The sequence below is a fragment of the Pinibacter aurantiacus genome, assembly GCF_019130065.1.
In the GTDB taxonomy this organism is placed as follows: domain Bacteria; phylum Bacteroidota; class Bacteroidia; order Chitinophagales; family Chitinophagaceae; genus Pinibacter; species Pinibacter aurantiacus.
The window spans coordinates 64,790-86,164 of sequence record NZ_JAHSPG010000017.1 but is presented as its reverse complement, the minus strand read 5'-3'; the positions used below and the strand labels follow the sequence as shown (position 1 = coordinate 86,164).

General features: G+C 41.7%; 20 protein-coding genes. 11 read left to right on the top strand and 9 right to left on the bottom strand.

The features are described 5' to 3' along the window. The first annotated feature begins 210 nt into the window (after positions 1-210). The 4 genes from KTO63_RS23530 (at position 211) to KTO63_RS23515 (ending at position 5,551) form a co-directional block, all read left to right on the top strand. Entirely contained in the window at positions 211-1,719 is a 1,509-nt protein-coding gene (locus KTO63_RS23530) for a B12-binding domain-containing radical SAM protein (RefSeq protein ID WP_217794423.1), read from the top strand. Between the two features lie 119 nt (positions 1,720-1,838). Continuing rightward, positions 1,839-2,891 carry a radical SAM/SPASM domain-containing protein gene (locus KTO63_RS23525; protein ID WP_217794422.1) on the top strand — a complete coding sequence of 351 codons (1,053 nt, stop codon included), beginning with the start codon at positions 1,839-1,841 and terminating at the stop codon, positions 2,889-2,891. A 339-nt stretch (positions 2,892-3,230) separates the two neighbouring features. Beyond that, positions 3,231-4,688, top strand: coding sequence for a B12-binding domain-containing radical SAM protein (locus KTO63_RS23520; RefSeq protein WP_217794421.1), 1,458 nt, complete (start codon positions 3,231-3,233; stop codon positions 4,686-4,688). A 17-nt stretch (positions 4,689-4,705) separates the two neighbouring features. Then, complete coding sequence (locus tag KTO63_RS23515; RefSeq protein WP_217794420.1) at positions 4,706-5,551, top strand: class I SAM-dependent methyltransferase; 846 nt, start codon at positions 4,706-4,708, stop codon at positions 5,549-5,551. Between the two features lie 135 nt (positions 5,552-5,686). Here KTO63_RS23515 and KTO63_RS23510 read toward each other — a convergent pair whose 3' ends face one another. From KTO63_RS23510 to KTO63_RS23500, 3 genes are all read right to left on the bottom strand, one after another. Beyond that, positions 5,687-6,619 carry a hypothetical protein gene (locus tag KTO63_RS23510; protein WP_217794419.1) on the bottom strand — a complete coding sequence of 311 codons (933 nt, stop codon included), beginning with the start codon at positions 6,617-6,619 and terminating at the stop codon, positions 5,687-5,689. Between the two features lie 140 nt (positions 6,620-6,759). Further along, a complete protein-coding gene (locus KTO63_RS23505) occupies positions 6,760-7,839 on the bottom strand; it encodes an AI-2E family transporter (protein WP_217794418.1) in 1,080 nt (359 codons plus the stop codon). Positions 7,840-8,055: 216 nt separating this feature from the next. Continuing rightward, on the bottom strand, positions 8,056-8,259 hold the full coding sequence (locus KTO63_RS23500) for a hypothetical protein (protein WP_217794417.1): 204 nt from the start codon (positions 8,257-8,259) through the stop codon (positions 8,056-8,058). A gap of 503 nt (positions 8,260-8,762) precedes the next feature. On the opposite strand from KTO63_RS23500, the gene KTO63_RS23495 reads away from it, so the two are divergent. The 6 genes from KTO63_RS23495 to KTO63_RS23470 all read left to right on the top strand — a co-directional run bounded on the left by KTO63_RS23495 (position 8,763) and on the right by KTO63_RS23470 (position 15,199). Further along, a complete protein-coding gene (locus KTO63_RS23495; protein WP_232373313.1) occupies positions 8,763-11,063 on the top strand; it encodes a GH92 family glycosyl hydrolase in 2,301 nt (766 codons plus the stop codon). Positions 11,064-11,235: 172 nt separating this feature from the next. Then, positions 11,236-11,733 carry a GtrA family protein gene (locus KTO63_RS23490; RefSeq protein WP_232373312.1) on the top strand — a complete coding sequence of 166 codons (498 nt, stop codon included), beginning with the start codon at positions 11,236-11,238 and terminating at the stop codon, positions 11,731-11,733. A gap of 45 nt (positions 11,734-11,778) precedes the next feature. Next, complete coding sequence (locus tag KTO63_RS23485) at positions 11,779-12,960, top strand: BamA/TamA family outer membrane protein (RefSeq protein WP_217794415.1); 1,182 nt, start codon at positions 11,779-11,781, stop codon at positions 12,958-12,960. A gap of 149 nt (positions 12,961-13,109) precedes the next feature. Next, entirely contained in the window at positions 13,110-13,649 is a 540-nt protein-coding gene (locus KTO63_RS23480) for a YbhB/YbcL family Raf kinase inhibitor-like protein (protein WP_232373311.1), read from the top strand. A gap of 161 nt (positions 13,650-13,810) precedes the next feature. Beyond that, positions 13,811-14,398 (top strand): TetR/AcrR family transcriptional regulator, encoded by a 588-nt coding sequence (locus tag KTO63_RS23475; RefSeq protein ID WP_217794414.1) that lies wholly within the window; start codon positions 13,811-13,813, stop codon positions 14,396-14,398. Between the two features lie 60 nt (positions 14,399-14,458). Next, positions 14,459-15,199 carry an SDR family oxidoreductase gene (locus tag KTO63_RS23470; RefSeq protein WP_217794413.1) on the top strand — a complete coding sequence of 247 codons (741 nt, stop codon included), beginning with the start codon at positions 14,459-14,461 and terminating at the stop codon, positions 15,197-15,199. Between the two features lie 152 nt (positions 15,200-15,351). On the opposite strand, the gene KTO63_RS23465 is transcribed toward KTO63_RS23470, so the two are convergent. The 6 genes from KTO63_RS23465 to KTO63_RS23440 form a co-directional block, all read right to left on the bottom strand. Then, positions 15,352-16,032, bottom strand: coding sequence for a phosphatase PAP2 family protein (locus KTO63_RS23465; protein WP_217794412.1), 681 nt, complete (start codon positions 16,030-16,032; stop codon positions 15,352-15,354). A gap of 303 nt (positions 16,033-16,335) precedes the next feature. After that, positions 16,336-16,938, bottom strand: coding sequence for an NTP transferase domain-containing protein (locus tag KTO63_RS23460; RefSeq protein ID WP_217794411.1), 603 nt, complete (start codon positions 16,936-16,938; stop codon positions 16,336-16,338). Between the two features lie 289 nt (positions 16,939-17,227). Then, complete coding sequence (locus KTO63_RS23455) at positions 17,228-18,541, bottom strand: hypothetical protein (protein ID WP_217794410.1); 1,314 nt, start codon at positions 18,539-18,541, stop codon at positions 17,228-17,230. 113 nt (positions 18,542-18,654) lie between these two features. Next, entirely contained in the window at positions 18,655-19,281 is a 627-nt protein-coding gene (locus tag KTO63_RS23450) for a hypothetical protein (protein WP_217794409.1), read from the bottom strand. Positions 19,282-19,291: 10 nt separating this feature from the next. Then, positions 19,292-19,786: an RNA polymerase sigma factor gene (locus KTO63_RS23445; protein ID WP_217794408.1), complete on the bottom strand. Its 495-nt coding sequence runs from the start codon at positions 19,784-19,786 to the stop codon at positions 19,292-19,294. A gap of 225 nt (positions 19,787-20,011) precedes the next feature. Continuing rightward, positions 20,012-20,449, bottom strand: coding sequence for an Hsp20/alpha crystallin family protein (locus KTO63_RS23440; RefSeq protein ID WP_217794407.1), 438 nt, complete (start codon positions 20,447-20,449; stop codon positions 20,012-20,014). 217 nt (positions 20,450-20,666) lie between these two features. Between KTO63_RS23440 and KTO63_RS23435 the strand changes: the two genes are divergently transcribed. Further along, complete coding sequence (locus KTO63_RS23435) at positions 20,667-21,080, top strand: BrxA/BrxB family bacilliredoxin (RefSeq protein ID WP_217794406.1); 414 nt, start codon at positions 20,667-20,669, stop codon at positions 21,078-21,080. The last annotated feature ends 295 nt before the right edge of the window (positions 21,081-21,375 follow it).

Genomic DNA, 21,375 nt, shown 5'->3' with positions numbered 1-21,375 from the left:
TTCAGTTGCCTGAACCGTTGGGAATTAATAATTAATAATTAAGAATTAATAGGTGCCGCAACACGATAACTAACTGGCTTATTTATCCTCGAAAAAACGGGATCACCTTCACTCAGAAATGCCGCCGTGTTAATTATTAATTATTAATTATTAATTGCCCCCGGCAACCTTTCCCAATTTTCCTCGTATTTATTGTCATAATCAAACCTCATGGCTGTTCACAATAAGATTTTGCTTTTTAATCCAAGGAGTGCAAAAATCACTTTTCGCGTACCCAACTCAATTCTAAACATCGCCGCATCGGTAGAGGGCAAATATGATTGGGTGGTTGTTGATGGAAACAGGGAAGACGACCCTATGGAAAAGATCAGCAACTATCTATCCACCGGCAATTTCAAATACATTGGTTTCACCGTAATGCCCGGGCCGCAACTCCGGCAGGCCGTTGCCTTTTCAAAAAAAATCAAGGAATTGTTTCCCAAAACGATTATGATCTGGGGAGGCTATTTTCCCTCTCAGCAATACAATGCTGTCCTGAAATCGGGTTACGTAGATTTTGTGGTAAATGGCCCTGGTGACCATTGCTTTCCTCAACTGATCGATGCGCTGGAAAACAATACGCCTTACGAGCTGATCAAAAACATCATTTATCGCTCAGGCGATGACATCATAAAAACCCGAAAGGAAGACCTGATAGAGCAGGACACATTGCCACCATTGCCGTATGACAAATTACATACGATGTACCCAATGGAAAACTATCTCGGCAAAACGTACCTCGGTAAAAAAACCTTCGCGTATCACTCCAGCATTGGTTGTCCGTTTACCTGTTCATTTTGTTCCGTTGTGCCTATCTACGAAGCAAGATGGAAAGCCAAATCGGCACAACATGTTTACAACGACCTCAAATACATCAAAGATAAATGGGGGGCCGATGCGATAGAATTTCACGACAACAATTTCTTTGTATCTGAAAAAAGGGTGGTTGAATTTGCGAGACTCATTAAGCCCGAAAAGATGATCTGGTGGGGAATGGCACGGATAGATACCATGAATAAATTCTCCGATGAATCGTTGGCGCTGATACGCGAAGCAGGCTGCAGGATCATTTTCTTTGGAGCAGAAAGTGGTAACGACGAATTGCTGAAACGCATGGATAAAGGCGGCACACAAACCGGCGCGCAGATCGCTGCATTTGCTGCGAGATTGAAAAAGTTTGATATCATTCCTGAATACTCGTTTGTTTTAGGCATGCCTGCACCAACGCCTGAGCTCGTTGAAAAACAAATTGACGATGACATTGCATTTATAAAAAAGATCAAGAGCATAAACCCTTCCACAGAAATTGTTCTATACACTTACAGTCCTGTGCCTACAGAGGGTTCGGAGTTGTTTAAGGAAGTGCAAAGCAACGGATTCCAGTTTCCGCAAACGCTGGAAGATTGGGTGAGCCCTCATTGGGAGAATTTTGACATGCGCAAAAACCCTCTCACACCATGGCTCACACCGGCAATGATCGACAAGATCAGAAACTTTGAAACAGTGTTGAATGGGCGCTATCCAACTGTTACAGACATTCGCCTCACCAGTTTAAGAAAGACAGCCATCAAAGCAGTCGCAACATTGCGTTACAAAATCAATGTCTATCAATATCCATATGAAATCAAACTATTGCAACGCATTTGGAAATACAGGCAACCGGAAATACAGGGGTTTTGAGGAAGTTGAAAATGGTAGGGGCGAATTGCATTCGCCCTGGCAATTGAAAGTTTCAAGCCAACAAACAAACGAAACAAGCAAAGCCTAACAACTAACAACCAACAACTCAAAAAGTATTCATGCAGCAATCCCTATATCAAACATACCAGCGGTACAAAACTTTGCGGACAAATGTGATCACCACTTTGCCCATTGTTATCCTGATGCCGCACAGCGCCTGCAACTGCCGCTGTGTGATGTGTGACATTTGGAAGCACAACAATCATCTGAAACAGTTAACGGAAAAGGATGTTGAGGGCCTGATCCATTCGCTGCAAAAATTCAAAACTGTCGAGGTCGTAATGTCCGGCGGCGAAGCGATCCTTCACCCGGCATTTTTTTCGTTATGCGCGATCCTGAAAAAGCAAAACATCAAAATCACTTTGCTTACAAGTGGACATGCCGTAAAACGTCATGCTGAAAACCTGGTGAAGTATGTTGACAGCATTATTATTTCCGTTGATGGAAATGAAGAAATACATAACAAGGTCAGGAACATTGAAAACGCATTTGCTAAAACAAAAGAAAGCATAGAAGCAATAAAGGAACTGCAACCCAATTTCAAAATCACAGGACGTACGGTCATCCATCAGTTGAACTTTCGCATTTGGCCACAGATCATCGATGCTGCCAAACAGTTGCATCTTGACAGCATAAGCTTTTTGCCTGCGGATGTAACAAGCAATGCCTTCGATCATACCGAACAATGGAAAGAAGAAAACAAAGACAAATTGCTGATCGATCAGGCATTTTTACCGGAATTAAAATCAGTTATTGATGGCATGCTTAAAACACATGCAAATGATTTTGCAAAGCGCTTCGTTTTGGAATCATCGGCCAGGATATGGAGCATTTATCAATACTATGCTGCCTTTGCGGGCCTTGCAGCGTTCCCTTACAAGCGATGCAATGCTCCATGGGTCTCTGCAGTTGTTGAAGCCGACGGCTCTGTAAAACCGTGTTTCTTTCACGATGCTTTTGGCAATATAAAAGATGATTCACTCGACAACCTTGTAAACAATGAACAAGCCCTGAATTTCAGAAAGTCGATAAACATGGCAGAGAATGAAATATGCAGAAAATGTATCTGCTCATTGTATTTGCCTCCGACGGTGAAACCGGGCGGCAATTAGGAATTAGAAATTAGGAATTAGGAGTTAGAAATAAGGAGTTCGTTTAGTTAAGCTGTTTGAAAAATTAAAAGCGTCTCGCTTGTCATCCCGACGAAGGAGGGATCTGGGTCTGACATAAACGTGCTGCCTAAGTAATACTCAGATCCCTCCTTCGTCGGGATGACAAGCAGTCTTTTTTTACTGGTTATGAACACCACGTATTTGAAAAAGGTGCTTAACTAAACGACATTGAATTAAGAATTGTTTGTGTGTTGCATTGAGTATGTTATGAACCATCCATTACGTTCGGAGTCGTATCACTCAAAACTCATAACTCACAACTCATAACGGGAAAAAACAATGAAAAAAATACTATTCACGCACTCATATTTTTTGCACTTTGATAAAAAGCAGGAAGCCATTGGCAAACCATATGCGCCGCTGGCAACCTTGTATGCTGCAGCATGGATGCGTGCAAACGGTTATGAGGTTTCACTATTCGACACCATGTTTGCACAAAACGCAGATCAACTGATAGAAGCGTTAAATACAGACATGCCAGACCTGCTGGTTATTTACGATGATGGATTTAACTACCTCACTAAGATGTGCCTGACCAACATGCGTGAGGCAGCGTTCCGTATGATCAATCTCGCAAAACGATGCAGCATTCCCGTGATAGTGTCCAGCTCCGATGCAACAGATCATTATGATCAATACCTGCAGGCCGGAGCAGATTTCGTTTTGATAGGAGAAGGAGAGATGACTTTGCTGGAACTTACCAATGCATTGGCATCCGGGACGAATGATCTGCACAATATTCCAGGCATTGTCTTTCATGAAAACGGAACCACTACAACAACCGCAAAACGAAATGTTTTGAAAGACTTGGATAGTCTGCCGCAACCCGCGTGGGACCTGGTTGACATCGACCGTTACAAGGAAATTTGGATGAGACATGCTGGCTATTTTTCCATCAACATAGCAACCACAAGAGGGTGCCCGTTCAAATGCAACTGGTGCGCGAAACCAATTTATGGCAACCGCTACAATTCGCGTTCGCCACAAAAAGTAGTAGAGGAGCTGAAGTATTTAATGGAAAATTACGGCTTCGAGCATGTTTGGTTCTGCGACGATATTTTTGGTTTAAAACCCGGATGGGTAGAGGAGTTTGCAAAACTTGTACAAAAAGAAAATTTGTCCTTTACATTCAAAATACAATCACGGGCCGATCTTCTTTTGCAACCGGCGTATGTAGCTTCACTGCAAAAAGCAGGTTGCGAAAATGCATGGATGGGAGCGGAAAGCGGCTCGCAAAAAATACTGGATGCAATGGATAAAGGCATCACCGTTGAACAAATACGTGAAGCAACAAGCTTGCTAAAGATCTACGAAATAAAACCTTCATTGTTCATTCAGTTTGGCTATTTGGGTGAAACAAAAGAAGACATAAAGCTTACCATAAAAATGATCAATGAGCTAATGCCTCATGAGATCGGCATCTCCGTTTCGTACCCTTTGCCGGGAACCGGCTTCTATGAAAAAGTAAAAGCTGCGATGCAGGAAAAGCACAACTGGACGGACTCCGGAGAGCTTGCACTGATGTTTAGAAATACATATGCACCATCATTTTACAAACAACTGCACCGTTATGTGCACAACAACTATAAAAAACACATCGCTACTATAAAATGGCGCGAGTGGTTGAAACAGTCCGGCAAGAGTGATATAAAGAAAATGCTGTCCGCTTTCTACTATTTTCCGGCAACGTGGTTTGACAGAGTAAGATTATTTTCACTGCAACACAAGAAAGCATGAATGAAATTCCGCATAAAATGATTCAACATAACGAACAACTTGCAGCTGTGGCTTTCGGTAAACAGTCCTCCGTTTTCGATGCGATATACAGCGGCAACACGATCGTACAATACAAACGTGAACGGGTGCGGGAAACGGTGATGAGCTATGTACCGAAAGGTTCGCATATCCTTGAGCTGAATTGCGGCACAGGCGAGGATGCTATCTTTTTTGCGCAAAACGGATACGCTGTTCACGCCACGGATATCTCACAAGGCATGCTCGAAAAAACCGAAGCTAAGGTTCTCCGGCAAGCACTTGGTGATAAGATTAGTTTTGAGCAATGTTCTTACACCAATTTGCTATCGCTTAAACCGGGCAAACAGTACGACGCCATCTTTAGCAATTTCGGAGGCTTGAATTGCACCAATGAACTAGACAAAGTATTGTCTTCTTTCAATACGATTTTGAAACCGGGTGGCATTGCGTGCCTGGTCATATTGCCAAAGTTTTGTCTGCTCGAAACCTTGCTGATTTTCAAAGGAAAATTCAAGACTGCCATGCGCCGTTTCTTTAGCAGCAAAGGACGATCTGCACACATAGAAGGAGAACATTTTACCTGCTGGTATTACAACCCATCTTACGTGAGAAGTATATTGAAAGATGATTTTACCGTTGAAACTGTTGAAGGCCTGTGCACCCTGGTTCCACCTTCTTATATTGAGCATTTTGCGGAAAGATATCCGCGTATGTTTAACTTTTTGAAAACCGCGGAACAACGTTTGAAATCAACATGGCCCTGGAGATCGATTGGAGATTATTATATTATTGTGCTGCGGAGATGTGAGCACACAGATGACGCTGGTTGGGCTGATTTACACTGATTTTTTTTCAGCTCTTTCTTTACCACTAAGGCACTAAGAACACTAAGTTACACTAAGGGTTCGTAAAAATTTAAACATCTCTTAGTGAAACTTAGTGCCCTCAGTGCCTTAGTGGTAAATATTTGTGACTCCAAACTACCTCGCTTCTCCAGCGCTTTTCATCGCGTGCAATTGCTGAAGTTGCAATAACTTCTCTTGATGTTTTGCAAGCAACTTAATTGGAAACCCTGCAGGATCGGGCTTTGAATAGTGTTTGTGTGCAGTCATACTCATTACATATCCGTGATCATTCAATTGACCGGACCTTGTTTTTTGCTGCCATCTTTTTGCTGTTATATTCATCAGGTAATTGTCCAAAGTATTTCCCCATTTACCTTTGAAACAAGTCTCCAACAATAATTTGAGGGGGTTGGAACCTATGTCCTTTTCCCTGTAAATACGCATGAAATGATTGGGTAGAAATTTCGCTGTCCAGTTATTTGTTTTGAAAAAATCATCAAAAGCTTTGGTGCCCTGCAATGGCATGAGCGTAACAATTTCAGTGGCGGTAAAAATATTCTTCTCTACAATATCCAGCTTCCCTTCATCAATATAGTAGTTCATGCACAGGTAGTGCTGCTTATTGAAAAGATAACTCAGCTTCTTTAACAAATGAGTAAAAGTGCGTGCCAACCAAACCCGGTTATGTGATGTAATAATGAACAAATCAATGTCTGCATCATCTTCTGCAAAATACTTCGACAAAGAACCGGAAATAGCGACCCCTTTCACAAACGGAAAGTGACTTAGCAAAGCAGCCACTCGTTTTCCCGTGTCAATAAGCTTTATTGCTTTTGAATATCCTTCATTGCGACGACGGGCATATTGTTCATCCTTAACGAGGCTGTAGTATTGCTGCACCCTGTAAACATGGCCCGACAGCAAAAGCTCACTGAGTTCGTGTTGCAGCACATCTTTTGTACATTGCACAGGCAGGAACAAAAAAATTTCTTTTTGTGTAAGGGGGTACCTGAAGTTGTCAAAATACGCAAGGGTCGCCAGTATTTCTTGTTGTACGTCGTTCACCATTTCATTTCTTTAGTAAGGACTATATAAGTATATACGGCCCTTACAAGAAAAGGTTGCTTTCGATTTTTTTAAAGCTCAGTTCGATAACAAACGGATAACAAACGGGAATATCCGAAATGTGATGTACGAAATGTCCACAATTAATTATTAATTTTTTCACCTTTCGCTTTTTCCAACCACGAGTTGAAAATGGTATAGAACACGGCGAGTATAATCGCCCCTTTAAACATGCCGGTAAAGCCCCATGCTACAAGGCCACCAATAACGCCGAGGAACAAAACAAGAAAAGGAAGTTTACCGCTTCTGGCAATGAGAACGGGCTTCAACACCGCATCAACAATTAAAACAGCCACGCCCCAAATCGCAATAAAAATGGCGCCGCCGCTATGTCCCTGCATAGCGAGCCAAACAACTACAGGTATGAATACGATCAGCGGACCGACTTGTATGAGCACCAAAAAATAAACAATAGCAGCAAGACCAAGTGCAAAAGGAATGCCTTCAATCGCGAAACCAATCCACGAAGCAACAGCTGCTATAAAGGCAGTGCCCATTACTCCAATGGCTACACCTTTTACAGCCTGCGCAGTTGCATCGACCAACGCATAACCATTCTCTTTGCCAAACATGTGGGTAAGTGTTGTGCGTACCGGCACCATTATTTTGCGACCGCTTACAAGAAAAACTGCCGACACTATAATGCCCGCAATAAACTCTAATGCAACTCCCAGCATTCCCGCACCGCTTGTCACCACACGATGCAATAGCATTCTTAATTGCGGCTCGTAAGCACCTACAGTCTCTTTGGGCCGTTCCTGCAATTGCTGCCAGAACGCATCGATGTCGTCACCAATAAATGGAATGTTTGTGATCCAACCGGGAAGAGGAGGCAATCCATTTTCCCTTGCATTGCCTATCCAATGGATCGCTTCTTTTACGTGCAAACTCAATGCAGATATCATGTAGATCACCGGCACCGCAATGACCGCAATTAGCAAAATGGAATACACAACAGCTGCCAATTTTCTTCTTTGCCCAAACAATTTTACCAGCCTGTCAAATGGCTTTGCGAACGACACCGCAAAAATGATGGCAAAAGTAAACACGCCAAAGAAAGCCTTCAGCACAGTAAACAAAGCATAGAGCAATCCAAGCAGTAAAAGCAGTATCAATACTGTCTCCGTTATTCGCTTCGAATTTGGCTGCAAAGGCTCGCTCATGATGATAGATTTTCGGTAAGTAGAGTTAATATACGGAGAATAGTGGAGAGTTGAGAGTTGAGAGTTGAGAGTTGAAAGTGGAAAGGCAGGGCAATGTAATAATACGAACTCGATGTCTTTTAACCTAACTCTCAACTCTCAACTCTCCATTCTCAACTAAAAAAAGCGCCTGCAACAGAACATGCTACAAGCGCTTTCAAGCTATAGGTAAAATTTTTATTCAGGTAAAATGGGGCCGAATCGAAGCTTCTTGGCCGCGATTGTTTTACTCGGGTACAAAATATCATGTGCTGTTTCATAACCTTCGTCAGACGCCTTTCTGAGTTTACGCGTTGTATTCATTTGTTTAGACGCATATACCACAAAAGCAATCAAAGCGAACGATGCAACTCCAAGCATGAAAGAATCTCTTTTTTTCATAATAATAATTTTTCAGACAGTTAAGCCATTATAAAATTGTTTTTACGGGTGTCAGAAATTATTACCAATTACGTGCCATGAATGCTGAATGCTAAATGCATAACGCAGGAAGTCTGAGGATACAGGAAACTGAGCGTTAAGCCTTAAGCCTTAAGCATTAAGCATTAAGCATTAAGGCCTCTCTTCAAATTACGAAAAAAAAGCCACTCTGCAATATTTTCATGATAAAATAGCGCTTAGACATGCATGGCTGACTATCTGCCCAATAAAGAAAACTTTAACAGGATTTCCTTTGTTTGCGTCTCAATATTAGCTTCTTAAAAGGGCGTTAATTTCTTTCAAAAATTTTAAGGGTGAATGCAATTTGCCCCACCATTTTCAATTTTTCGTAGAGACAAGGCATGCCTTGTCTCTACAATTTTCAATTCCTATCACCCATCTTGTTAATAAACTACATTCAATAGCAAATGTGTATTTACATTGAAAGTGTTATTTTGGCGCCGATGAAAAAAGTATATTCTGCCATAGTTCTGCTCCTGTCATACTCAATCAATGCAAACGCACAGGATGCGGCCAGTTATGTAAATCCATTTATCGGCGCGAGTACCAGCACGGATGCTGCAGGTTCTTATCACGGCCTTGGTAAAACATTTCCCGGTGCCGCCACCCCATTTGGTATGGTGCAGGTAAGTCCCAATACCATAACCGGCGGCGACAATGGTTCAGGATATAGTTACGAACACACCAGCATTGAGGGTTTTGCGTTCACGCAAATGAGTGGTGTCGGCTGGTACGGCGACCTTGGCAATTTACTTGTCATGCCAACAACAGGCCCTTTGAAAACATTTGCAGGAACAATAAAGAAACCAGAAAATGGTTATCGCTCTTTCTATGACAAGAAATCAGAAAAAGCATCGGCAGGTTATTATTCCGTTCAATTAACAGATAACAATATCAAAGCAGAAATGACCGCTGCTCCGCATAGTGGCATGTTGCGTTTTACATTTCCCGCAAACAATCAATCACGCATTCAAATAGACCTCGCCAGAAGAGTAGGAGGAACCTCTGTCAAACAATATATAAAAGTAGTAAACGATCACACTATTGAAGGCTGGATGCAATGCACACCAGATGGCGGCGGCTGGGGCAATGGTGACGGCAAACCAAACTACACAGTGTACTTCTATGCACAATTTGACAAGCCTTTAAAAGAGTACGGTGTTTGGAGCGCAGACATTCCTGATGACTGGAAAAGAAAACGGGACGATGTTGAAAGTGATCGATACCACGAAAGAGTAGCAAACGCTGCTGTTTTAAAAGGCGTTGGCGAAAAAGAAGGAAAACACCTTGGATTTTACACAGAATTTGCCACGGCAAAAAATGAGCAGGTGCAGATGAAAGCAGGCATTTCTTTTTGCAGCATAGAAGGCGCAAAAAAGAACCTGGAAGCTGAGATCAAAGATTGGAACTTTGATGCACTTCGAAAAAAGACGCATGAACACTGGAACACAGCGTTGGGAAAAATAAAGGTAGAGGGCGGCACCGCAGAAGAAAAAAGCATTTTCTATACAGCGATGTATCACACCATGATCGATCCCAGAGCCTATGCAGATGTGGATGGTAAATACGTTGGTGGTGATGGCAAAGTGTACGATACCAAAGGTTTTACCAAACGTACCATTTTCAGCGGCTGGGATGTTTTCAGAAGTCAGATGCCGTTGCAAACGATCATCAATCCTGCAATGGTAAATGACCTGCTGAATTCATTGATCACACTGGCAGATCAATCGGGCAAACAATACTATGAAAGATGGGAGTTCCTGAATGCTTATTCAGGCTGCATGATCGGCAATCCCGCTGTATCGGTTTTGGCAGATGCATATGCAAAAGGCATTCGCAATTATGACGTAGGAAAATCTTATCAATACGCACTGAACACCGCTGCAAAATTTGACAACGGAGAAAAAGGTTACACGCCCGGGGGAATATCAGAAACACTTGAATATGCTTATTTTGACTGGTGTTTATCGCAGCTTGCAAAGGAATTGAACAAACAGGATGATGCTGCGAAATACCTGGCGAAATCATTTGACTACAAAAATATTTTCGACAAGGAAAAAGGTTGGTTCCGGCCCAAAGATGAAAATGGCAACTGGCAGAAATGGCCGCAGGAAGGGCGTTTGACGCAAGGCTATGGCTGTGTTGAAAGCAATCCGTATCAGCAGGGTTGGTTCGTACCGCAGGATATTGACGGCATGACCGCATTGATGGGTGGGCGGGAAAAAGTGAAAGAGGATCTTGTAAGCTTCTTTGAACATGTGCCCAAAAACATGATGTGGAACGATTACTACAATCATGCAAACGAGCCCGTACATCACGTGCCGTTTATTTTCAACAAAATCGGCTATCCATCACTTACTCAAAAATGGACAAGAACCATTTGTTCCGCGGCCTATCATAATTCTGTGGAAGGACTGGTGGGCAATGAAGACGTGGGGCAAATGTCGGCATGGTACGTTTTGGCTGCAAGTGGCCTGCATCCGGTATGTCCGGGCGATAACCGTTATGAGATCACGAGCCCGGTTTTTAAAAAAGTAACCATTCGGCTGGACAAGCAATACCACACCGGAAAGCAGTTTACGATTGTGGCCCAGAACAATTCTGCCGAAAATATTTACATACAAAGCGCCAAACTGAACGGCAAGCCATATAACAAATGCTATTTGATGCACAGCGATATTATCGCCGGCGGCGTGCTGGAACTCCAGATGGGCAAGGAGCCAGGTACAACGTGGGGTAAATAAAGTAAAAATTCAAAAGTAAAAAGTAAAAAGGGTTTCACATTTCCGGAGCCGTTTTTTGACTTTTTACTTTTTACTTTTTTTTTGTTCAAAACCCGCACTACCATTAATTCTTCGTTATTAATAACAATTTACCTTTCAAACGCCTTATATTCGCTCCGAAAAAACAAATTGTTTGAAGAATAACATTACCGCATTAATAGATTTTTTCTATCCTCCGTTTCGCAAGTTTATTCCAATACAAACTTTTCGTTACCTCGCCTGCGGTGGCAGCAATACGCTGCTCGACATTTTTGTTTATTTCATCAGCTACAATTTCATTCTGCATAAACAGAACTTTGTTTGGGGCCCGCTCGTAATCAGCCCATACATCATGGCATTCATCATGTCTTTCGCAGTGAGCTTCCCCACTGGATTTTTCCTCATGCGCAATGTTGTTTTCCATGACTCCAATCTTCATGGGAGAGTGCAATTGTTCCGTTATTTCCTGCTCGTGGTGGTTTGTATTTTCATTAACTACGTGAGTCTGAAAGTTTTGGTGGAAAATTTTCACATTTACCCAACCATTGCAAAGATCATTACCACCTTTATTGTTGTTTGTTTTAGTTACCTCACGCAAAGAAATTATACGTTCAAGGTGAAGGAAGGTGCAGAAAAGGGTTCTTCGCTTTAATCAAACAAAATGTCGTTGTAATTGTCTGTATATGAGACATTTTACATGGCAACACCAAATCAGTTCCGACAACTCATTTTTGCTGCAGCATTTATAGCAGTATCGATCCCATTGCAGGCGCAGTTCCTGAAAAAAATACAGCGCGATCTTTACCTAAAAGATTCAGCACGCATTGCACAAAAGAAACCCTTGTTCCTCCCGTTTCCCGTTATAGGCTATGCCCCGGAAACAAAGTTCCAATATGGAATTGGCGCAGTCTATAGTTTTTACCTGGACAAAACTTCGAACATTACCAGGCCGTCTTCCCTGTATTCCTACAACATGTTTACAGTAGAAAGCCAGATACAGCTGATCCTGCAGGGAAGCCTGTGGACGAAAAACAACATGTGGCACATGTTTGTCAGCGGCATCTACAACGACTTTCCGGCGTACTTCTATGGCATCGGTGCGCATACACATGAGGCGGACAAGGACCTGATTACGGCAAAAAGATTCAGTTTCCTGGCAGGAGTGGAACGCAAACTGGGAAAACATTTTTATGCTGGCGGCGGGTTGGGTTTGCAGTCCGATGAGTTTACAGACCAGGAAAAAGGCGGCATTTTTGATACAACAGCCTACGTTGGCAAGGACGGTGGAAAGCTGGCTGTTATCGGTTATGAAGGAATCTACGACTCACGCGATTACGAAAACTTTACGACGAAGGGAACATATGTTCGTCTGATCGGATGGACAAATTTTGCCTACAGCGATTGGAACTATACCACCATCACACTTGATGCGAGGCAATTCATTCGCATCAACGCAACACAAACCTTAGGTTTTCAGGCAGCGTACCACACCACACAGGGCAGGACCATTCCATTTTATGCCATGTCAAAACTTGGCGGCTCCAGCTACCTGCGCGGGTATTATGCGTGGAGGTACAATGACCAGAATCTGGTGATAGGACAGGCTGAATATCGCTACCGTCCGTGGGCAAAGAAAAAAGACAAGGGTTTTATTTCAGACACACGAATAATATTTGCATTGTTTGCGGGAACAGGAACAGTATATCCCAACAAGGGTTTTACGTTCAACGATTTTTTTCCAAGTTTTGGAGGCGGTATCCGCTATATGTTTGACCCACTTGCAAGGCTCACTTTGCGGTTAGACATGGCCGTGGGAAATAAGCGACCCGGCGAAGACATCAGCAAAGGACTTTACATTTCGTTAAATGAGGCATTTTGAAAGATGCATAGTCGCAGCAAAAAGCTAAACGCTGAACGCGTAACGCTTCATGCCCTTCCTGCGTTCAGCGTTACGCGTTAGGCGTTAAACATTAAGCGTTTTTTTACTTTTGCCTTTTTACTTTTTACTTTTGAGAAAAGTAATCTGATATGAAAAGAACAATCACCATTGCTGCACTCTTGTTTCTGGTGTGCAAAATGTGCATTGCACAAACCTTCACTTTAAAAAGCAACGATGTAGGTGGACAAGCTACGCAAAAACAATTTGCGAATACATTTGGCTGCCACGGGCAAAATATTTCGCCACAACTTTCATGGGAAAATGCACCGGCAGGCACGCAGAGTTTTGCAGTAACCATGTACGATAAAGATGCACCAACAGGCAGCGGTTTCTGGCACTGGGTGGTTTTTAATATCCCTGCGAATGTAACAGAGCTTAAATCCGGCGCCGGCGACGTATCGAAAAATCTAGCTCCTGCAGAAGCCATTCAAAGCAATACAGACGCGGGAATGCCAGGCTATATTGGTCCTTGTCCACCTCCGGGTGCTGCACACCAGTATCTTATTACTGTATATGCATTGAAAACAAAATTGCAACTGGATAAAAACGCCACTCCGCCTTTTGTTGGTTTCAACCTGAACATGAATGTTTTAGCACAGGCTTCGATTGTGTTTTATGCGAAGCAGTAATTGAATAACTGAGTAACTGAATGACTGAATAACTGAGTAGTTGAGTTGCAATTTTGCACTTCGACTTTCAACCACTCAGTTATTCAGTCATTCAGTTATTCAATTATTTATTTGGAAAATAATACCAATTGGTATAATTTTACACCTGCAATCATCAAGACATGAGCAAAGCGGATAGAACAAGAGAATTTATTATAGAAAAAACGGCGCCTATTTTCAACGTAAAAGGTTACGCCGGTACTTCTATATCTGATCTCACCGAGGCTACGGGATTGACAAAAGGAAGCATTTACGGCAACTTTGAAAACAAGGATGAAGTGGCACTGGCTGCGTTTGATTGCAACTACAAAAAAATATCTTCATACCTGAAAGCGGAAATGGACAAGCATTCATCTTATAAAGAGAAGCTGCTTGTGCACGCCAGCTTCTACGAAAACTTCTTTAAAGCGCCATTCCCCGACGGAGGCTGCCCCATCCTGAATACCGCGATTGAAGCGGATGATACTCATCCACAACTTCGTGAAAGAGCCAGTGAAGCGATCTCTTCCTGGAAAAATAAGATCATGGAACTGATCAAAAAAGGAATCGACAATAAAGAATTCAGGCCCGATGTTCCACTCGAACAAACGGCCATCTCGCTGATCGCCTTAATCGAAGGAGGTATAATGGTCGCTAAACTCACAGGCAAACTTAATTACAGAAAACTCATTATGCAGTCTGTCGAAAAAGCGATTAATGATTTGACCTGATATTTTTTTGAGCAAAAATATACCGATTGGTATTTTTTATAAACATAAAACAATAATAAAATGAAAACAGCAGGAAATACGGTGCTCGTTACAGGTGGCAGCGCCGGAATTGGTTTCGAGATCGCCAAATCATTTGTGCAAAAAGGAAATCATGTGGTCATTACCGGACGAAACAAAGAAAGACTGGATAAAGCGGTGGCCAAACTACAGCACGCGACAGGCATTGTAAGTGACGTGAGCAACGAAAAAGATGTTGAGCTGTTGGTGACAAAAATTGAAAAAGATTTTCCAAACTTAAATGTGGTGATCAACAACGCAGGTTATGCTTCTTATTACAAGCTCGATGCGAATGCCGGCGCTTATGAGAAGGCATCGAATGAAATACTGACGAATTATCTCGCCATCATTCGCCTCAATGAAAAATTGCTGCCGCTCTTAAGCAAACAAAAAGACGCAGCCATTGTAAATGTTTCTTCTATCGTTGCATTTTCACCGAGTCATCGCTTGTCGACTTATGCAGCCAGCAAAGCAGCTTTGCATTCTTATACGCAGTCGTTGAGATTCAGTTTGAAATCTACTGGTATCAAAGTGTTTGAGCTGATGCCTCCTTTGGTGAACACAGAATTTTCACAGGAAATCGGTGGCGAAAACGGCATTCCACCATCACAGGTTTCTTATGAACTGTTTGAGGCACTTGAAAATGATGATTACGAAATTCACGTAGGGCAGACAGCAGATTTGTACAGGTTGTTTTTATCTTCTCCGGCAGAGGCTTTTAAAACAATGAACGCTGCGGAGTAAATGGGTGCGCGAGGGTTAAACATTTTTTCTACCACTAAGACACTAAGGACACTGAATTTCACTAAGAGAGGTCTAAATTTTAAACACCATTAGTGAGGCTTAGTGTCCTTAGTGTCTTAGTGGTAAATCCCGAAGCTTAAACTTAAAACAACTTACAAGGCTGCGGCCCTCAACTTTCTATGATCATAAATCCGAATGCAGACAAAGCAAAGCGACAACCACATCACATTTACCAGCAACGAACCCACTACATCACTGGCAAAATGCACGTTGAGATAAATTCTGCTAAGCCCAATAAGCACAGCCATTACAGCGACAAGAACAGAAAATAAAACGCGAATGATTTTGCTGAACGGCAACGTCCACAGCAGATAAATAACAATGCCGCAAAAAGTAAAACCCACCATTGAATGTCCGCTCGGAAAACTAAACCCCGCCACATAATCGAGGTGTTTAAATGGCGGCCGTGCACGCTGAAAAACATTCTTAAGCAACGTACTCAACACCAAGCTCACAGCAGCAATAGAAGCCACCAGCGCTGCAGTATTTCTTCTTTTTGTGCGAAACAAATAAAACAGCATCAGCAGATAAACTGGTATTAAAAAGATGCCCGTACCCAACGAGGTAATGAAAAGCGCAATAGCATTATTAGTGGGAGAGTGAAGGCGATTGACCTGCTCGAACACTGCGGAATCGAACAAGTCTTTTTTATTAACAACTATTTGATCTGCGATTATAGAAAACAGGATAAAAGAAATGACGAACAACGAGATCGCTAAGATAAAATCCTTTGTAAAAATCGCGATCCATGAAGGTTTGAGTGGTTGATTCAAATGGTTTTGTTTTGCGCGAATTTATTGTTGTTTGGATAATATCGTTTGTTAAAACGCAACTCCGTGAATGAGATTGCTTCGCCCGATCGTTTTATGCTTATCTCGCCGAAAATGATTTACAATCATTCTCCGCAGGGCTCGCAATGACGATGCGGTCTTGTTTAGGTCTTATCGAGCAGCATAGTTAATGCAGCGTTTCGCGGATACACGTCATTGAGAGGCCTGCAAAATCACAATATAGAATAGAAAGATGCTGTTACACTTTCGGGGATCGCCGAAGCAATCTCATGGGCAGAACGGAGTCTAATTTTTCTTTATCATCGCCTGAATCTTCTCTCTCTCTTCCGGTGTGTTTGCATTAATTTGTTCGTTGGGAAATTCATTTTGTAGCAACTCAATATCATTGTCTTCCAGAACGTGTTGCAAGCTGTTAAAGCCCTGTGCCACGCGTTTGCGCAGCAGTTCTATTCCCGCTGTTTCCCAAATGGTAATGACCGGTTCCGGTAAATGATTCTCGGGACCAATAAATGTCGTTGCAATTTTTTCATGATTTCTATGTGCCACGAGTGACTTCAACGAACGATTGGTAAGTAGTGGAAGATCACATGCAATCAGCAACCACGCAACATCCGGAAAGGCTTTGTTGGCCGCCAGCAATCCCGCAGCGGGACCTTTGCCTTCATCGCCATCAAAAATCAAATCATAACTTTCGAACAACGCTTTCTGATCTTCCCGGCAAGAGATCATTATTTTATCTACCAACGGCATGAGCGCGTTGTACAGATAAAGCCACTGTGGCATGTTGTGATATTCCAGCAAGGATTTATCCGTCATCATCCGGCTGCTTTCACCGCCACATAAGATCAGGGCATATAAGGGCTGCTTGTATAAGGAAGGCGTTTGCATACTTAAAATTACGATTCTTTGAGGCAAATAATTTAGCAAAACAGACGCCCATATGCCTCGTTAATGTCCTACGGACAATACTGGCCTTTCTCTAACATTCCCTATTGATATTGATGCCCTGCGGGCATAAACCTTTCCCGTAGGGAAAAAATATCAATAGAAATCAAACAGGAAATGGGCGAATTGCCCGTAGGGCATTAACACTTGCGAGCTGGTCCTTCCCGAAAAAAATTGATTTCTCGCCTCGAATCCCAAATAAAAAAGAGCCTCTTTCGAGGCTCTTCACAATTTATTTTTTGCTTTTCTTTTTGCTCAGGCGATATTTTTTGTTAACCGCAGGGCTATTGAAATATTCGTTCAGTTCTTCTTCACTAATGCCGTTTACAATTTCAATAGGAATATCTACCAGTTGGACTTGCGCGGCTTGCAGTTCATCGCGCAACTTATTTGTTTTCTTTGTAATGTCCGGATCACGCTCACCAATCAATGCATTATCACGCAGCATGTATTCAAGTCTTTTGATCGCTCCGCGCACAAGGCTTGCCTGGTTCTGATCATATGTTTTTGTCGGCGACACTGCCTCTTTCACCGGAACGAGCGTAACACCCACTGTTGGAAGAATTTTTCCCATGTTCGCAGCACTGCTTCCCGTCGTTGATGAAGTCGCCAAAACAGTGCCCGTCATCGCGGTGGTGGCAGATGTAACATCAAAAGTTGTTCTGGCACCTTTGTTTTTCTTCACCGTCTTGTCCAACTGAAGGAAAACGAATTTAAGCTGCAAAACATAAGTGCTGATGGACTTCGCAATTGCTGCATGTTCCTGTACGGCGTAGGGATAGTTAAGCGCATTTCTCACCACCACTTTAATGGTAGCCGTATCTCTTACCATGAACTTCGTTGCACCAACAAAATTCAACATTACCACTTTCACTTTTGCAGAGTCTCCGTCTTTTACGAAATCGTATGACGGCACCCACGTAAAAGTATCGTCACAACCATGAATAGTTGTAAGAGGTTTTAATGGAAGGCTGGAGAAAAAGCTTACTCTTTCAATAGGAAAACTTCCATTGTCGCACTGTATTTGGAACGACACAGTATCACCTTCGTCTACGGTCAGCACAGAGCCAACAGTTGGTTTAACCAGCGAAGGAATAATGTCTGTACTATAAAAGACAAGTGTAAAAGAAGTGTCAACCCTTTCTTTTGGGTTCAGCGTATTCTGTACACCAAGGCTCACTCTATAATCGTAGTCATATTTTAGTTTTCCCGAAAGGAAAAAACTTTTTTCTGCTTTGAACGTTAAGATGCCGTTGTCCTTGTTGATTTTCAAACCAAGGGGAGCATTTTTCAGGAACCAGAAATAATCCCTGCTTTCCCTGTTGATATCCAGCTTGTAATTGAGTGTAGAGTCAACATGAAGCGTGATGTACGGATTGAGATTTAGTATACGTAGCGTAGTGTCGACTTTTTCAACCAGGGTGTCTATACCCACTGGTTTTACAGTGTCCGGCTTAACACGTGGAGTGGAATCGGATTGAGAAAAAGCGGTCTGACCTAGGATACATAATAACAATACTAAAAATTGAACACGAAATCTTCCCATGAAATAATGTTTTTTAGCCTGTTTTTCTTAAAAACAACAATGTGTAATCGATACAAGAATGCGCAATATTAGCGCTTTTATCGGCTAAAAACTCTACAAACGTCAATTATTTATTATTCATTTTCAAGTTCTTGAATCAAATTTTCCAACAAATGCAGGTGTTCGCCGTATAATTTTTGCAAATAAAGTTTTGTAAAAAAATACATGCCAAGGCTGAACAGGCAATAACAAATGATAAGTGGCAGCCACAAATGGGAGAACATATAGGGGGTGAAAATTGACTGATTCGGCGTAACGGAAATGAATTCAAAAAGAAAAACAAATACTGCCATACAAAGACAAACGGGCAACAATATCATGCAAAACCGAAAATAATGTCTTACATAAGCTTTAGTCACCGAATGGGTGTCTATAAGATTTTGTTTTACGGAAAGATCATCGTCCAATCTGTGCAATTTTACACGAAGCGCCAGCAAGGCAAAAACAAACGCAATACTTACGCAGGAAAAAACGCCAAAATATATCCTGAAACTAAACGAAGGGTAGGCAAGGGCAAAATATACGAAAGCAACAGACGCCACGATCGCCAGTGCAGTTTCTGTTACAACGCTCTGTTTTATTTTTTTCACAACGCTGTTGACCTTCATCAACAGAGCACTTTGCAAAAGATCCGGCTTCTGATAAAAACGGTTGTTTTCCAGTTGCAGTTTTAGTTGATCCTTAAATGCATCGAGTTCCATCGCAATATTTTTATTGATTGTTCAAATATTTTTCACTCTCTTCCTTTAGTTTCTTTTTTAGCCTGTTCATTTTAACCGCTACATTATTGGCCGTGATGCCAAGCACATTTCCCATTTCACTATAATTATAATCATCGAGGTAAAGGGTTATCAGCGCCTTGTCGATATCTGAAAGCTCATTGATAGCCTTGTACATGGCTGCCAATTGCTCATCCGCCTCAGGTTGCTGCTCATGCGGAAATGCCAGGGAGTCCACTGCATTATCAACCTTTCTTTGCCTGTTTTCTTTTCTTTTAAAAGTCAGAGCAGTATTGAGCGCCACACGATAGAGCCACGTAGTGAAAAGCGAATCACCCTTAAAATTCCGAATGCCTTTCCATGCGTTAAGGGTAATTTCCTGGAAAAGATCCTCCTTGTCCGTACTGCTTTGCGCGTACAGATTGCAAACTTTATAAATTATGCGCTGGTGATTAGTAATTAATTCTATAAATTCTTTCTCTTCCATCAAGGGGTGCCTGAAGCGTTAGTAACTCAAAATAGGAAAATATTACAGAGGAGTGGAGATTAACTGAATAACTGATTAACTGAATAACTGAGTGGTTGATTTTCGTAGCGCAACATTGGAATTAAACATTCAGTTATTCAGTTAATCAATTATTCAGTTATTAAAAATAAAAGCGCTCCGTGGGAAACCCACGAAGCGCCATTTATGAAGAAAGATGCGCAAAAATTATTGAACTGAAATTTCTCTGGCAGTTTCTTTCACTTCTTCCTTTTTAGGAACAAACAACTTCAAAATGCCATTATCATACTTCGCCTCAATACCATCCGCTTTCAGTTTGTCATCCAAAGTAAAGCTGCGCTTAAAGCTTTGGAGTGAAAATTCGGTACGAACTGACTTTGCATCTTCTGTTTTAGTTTCTGTTTTCTTCTCGTAGCTGATGGTCAACAAACCATTGTCTACGCTAATTTTAAAATCTTCTTTGTTTCTACCTGGGGCATTTACTTCAATGTTGTAACCATTTGTTGTTTCAACAATATTTACCGGAGGTTGGTTAAAGCTGTTTTTCACTTCCTTATTCCAGAAGTTTGGCAACTCGTTCAATAACTCATCAAATACATTGTTTACTGATTTTTGCAGTGGGTTGTTAACTTTTACGAATGTCATAGCTATTATTTTTTTAGTTTTTTAAAATTCGCTTTGATGAATCCTATTTTTCAAATGGCGTACCAAGGCCAAAAACCGCTCAGTTTGGCATTTTTTTACAGCCAAACAAGACAAAACGTCATTTAACTGTAAAATTCGCTGCCACAATTGCATAAAATGCTTTGCTTTTATCTTTTTCGTAATTTTGCGGTATCATAAAATCTTAAAAAAGTAAATAATGTATCCAGAAGAGATAGTTATACCAATGAAAGAAGAGTTAACTGAAAATGGATTTTCAGAGCTTTTAACCCCATCCGAAGTTGATGCACAGCTTTCGAAAGATGGTACAACATTGTTAGTTATAAATTCTGTTTGTGGTTGTTCAGCAGGTACAGCACGTCCTGGTGTATTGATGGCCGTTGCAAATGGCGCAAAAAAGCCTGATTACTTAACTACAAGTTTTGCAGGATTTGATGTTGATGCGGTAAGAAAAGTAAGAGAGCATTTAATGCCTTACCCACCATCTTCTCCATCTATCGCATTGTTTAAAAATGGCGAACTGGTGCATTTTATCGAGCGTCACATGATCGAAGGAAGATCTGCACAAATGATCGCTCATAACCTGATCGCAGCTTTTGATACATATTGTTAATGGGGTTATGAGTTGTAAGTTTTAAGTTATAAGTGTTGAATTTTCGAATTTGTCTTCTTATAACTCAGAACTTAAAACTTAGAACTTTTTTTGGCTTTGTTCATAGTGATTATCCCTTCTCCTTTTTTGGAGAAGGGTTTTTTATTGGTCGGTTTCCGAGATAAATACCACCGTGTAATCCCAATTAATAATTAATAATTAATAATTGATAGCGCCGCATCTTTTACAGAATGTCGCTTTTCGGCATCTTAAACATATCGCTTTTGTGTTTTCCACCGACGGCAACACCTCTTAA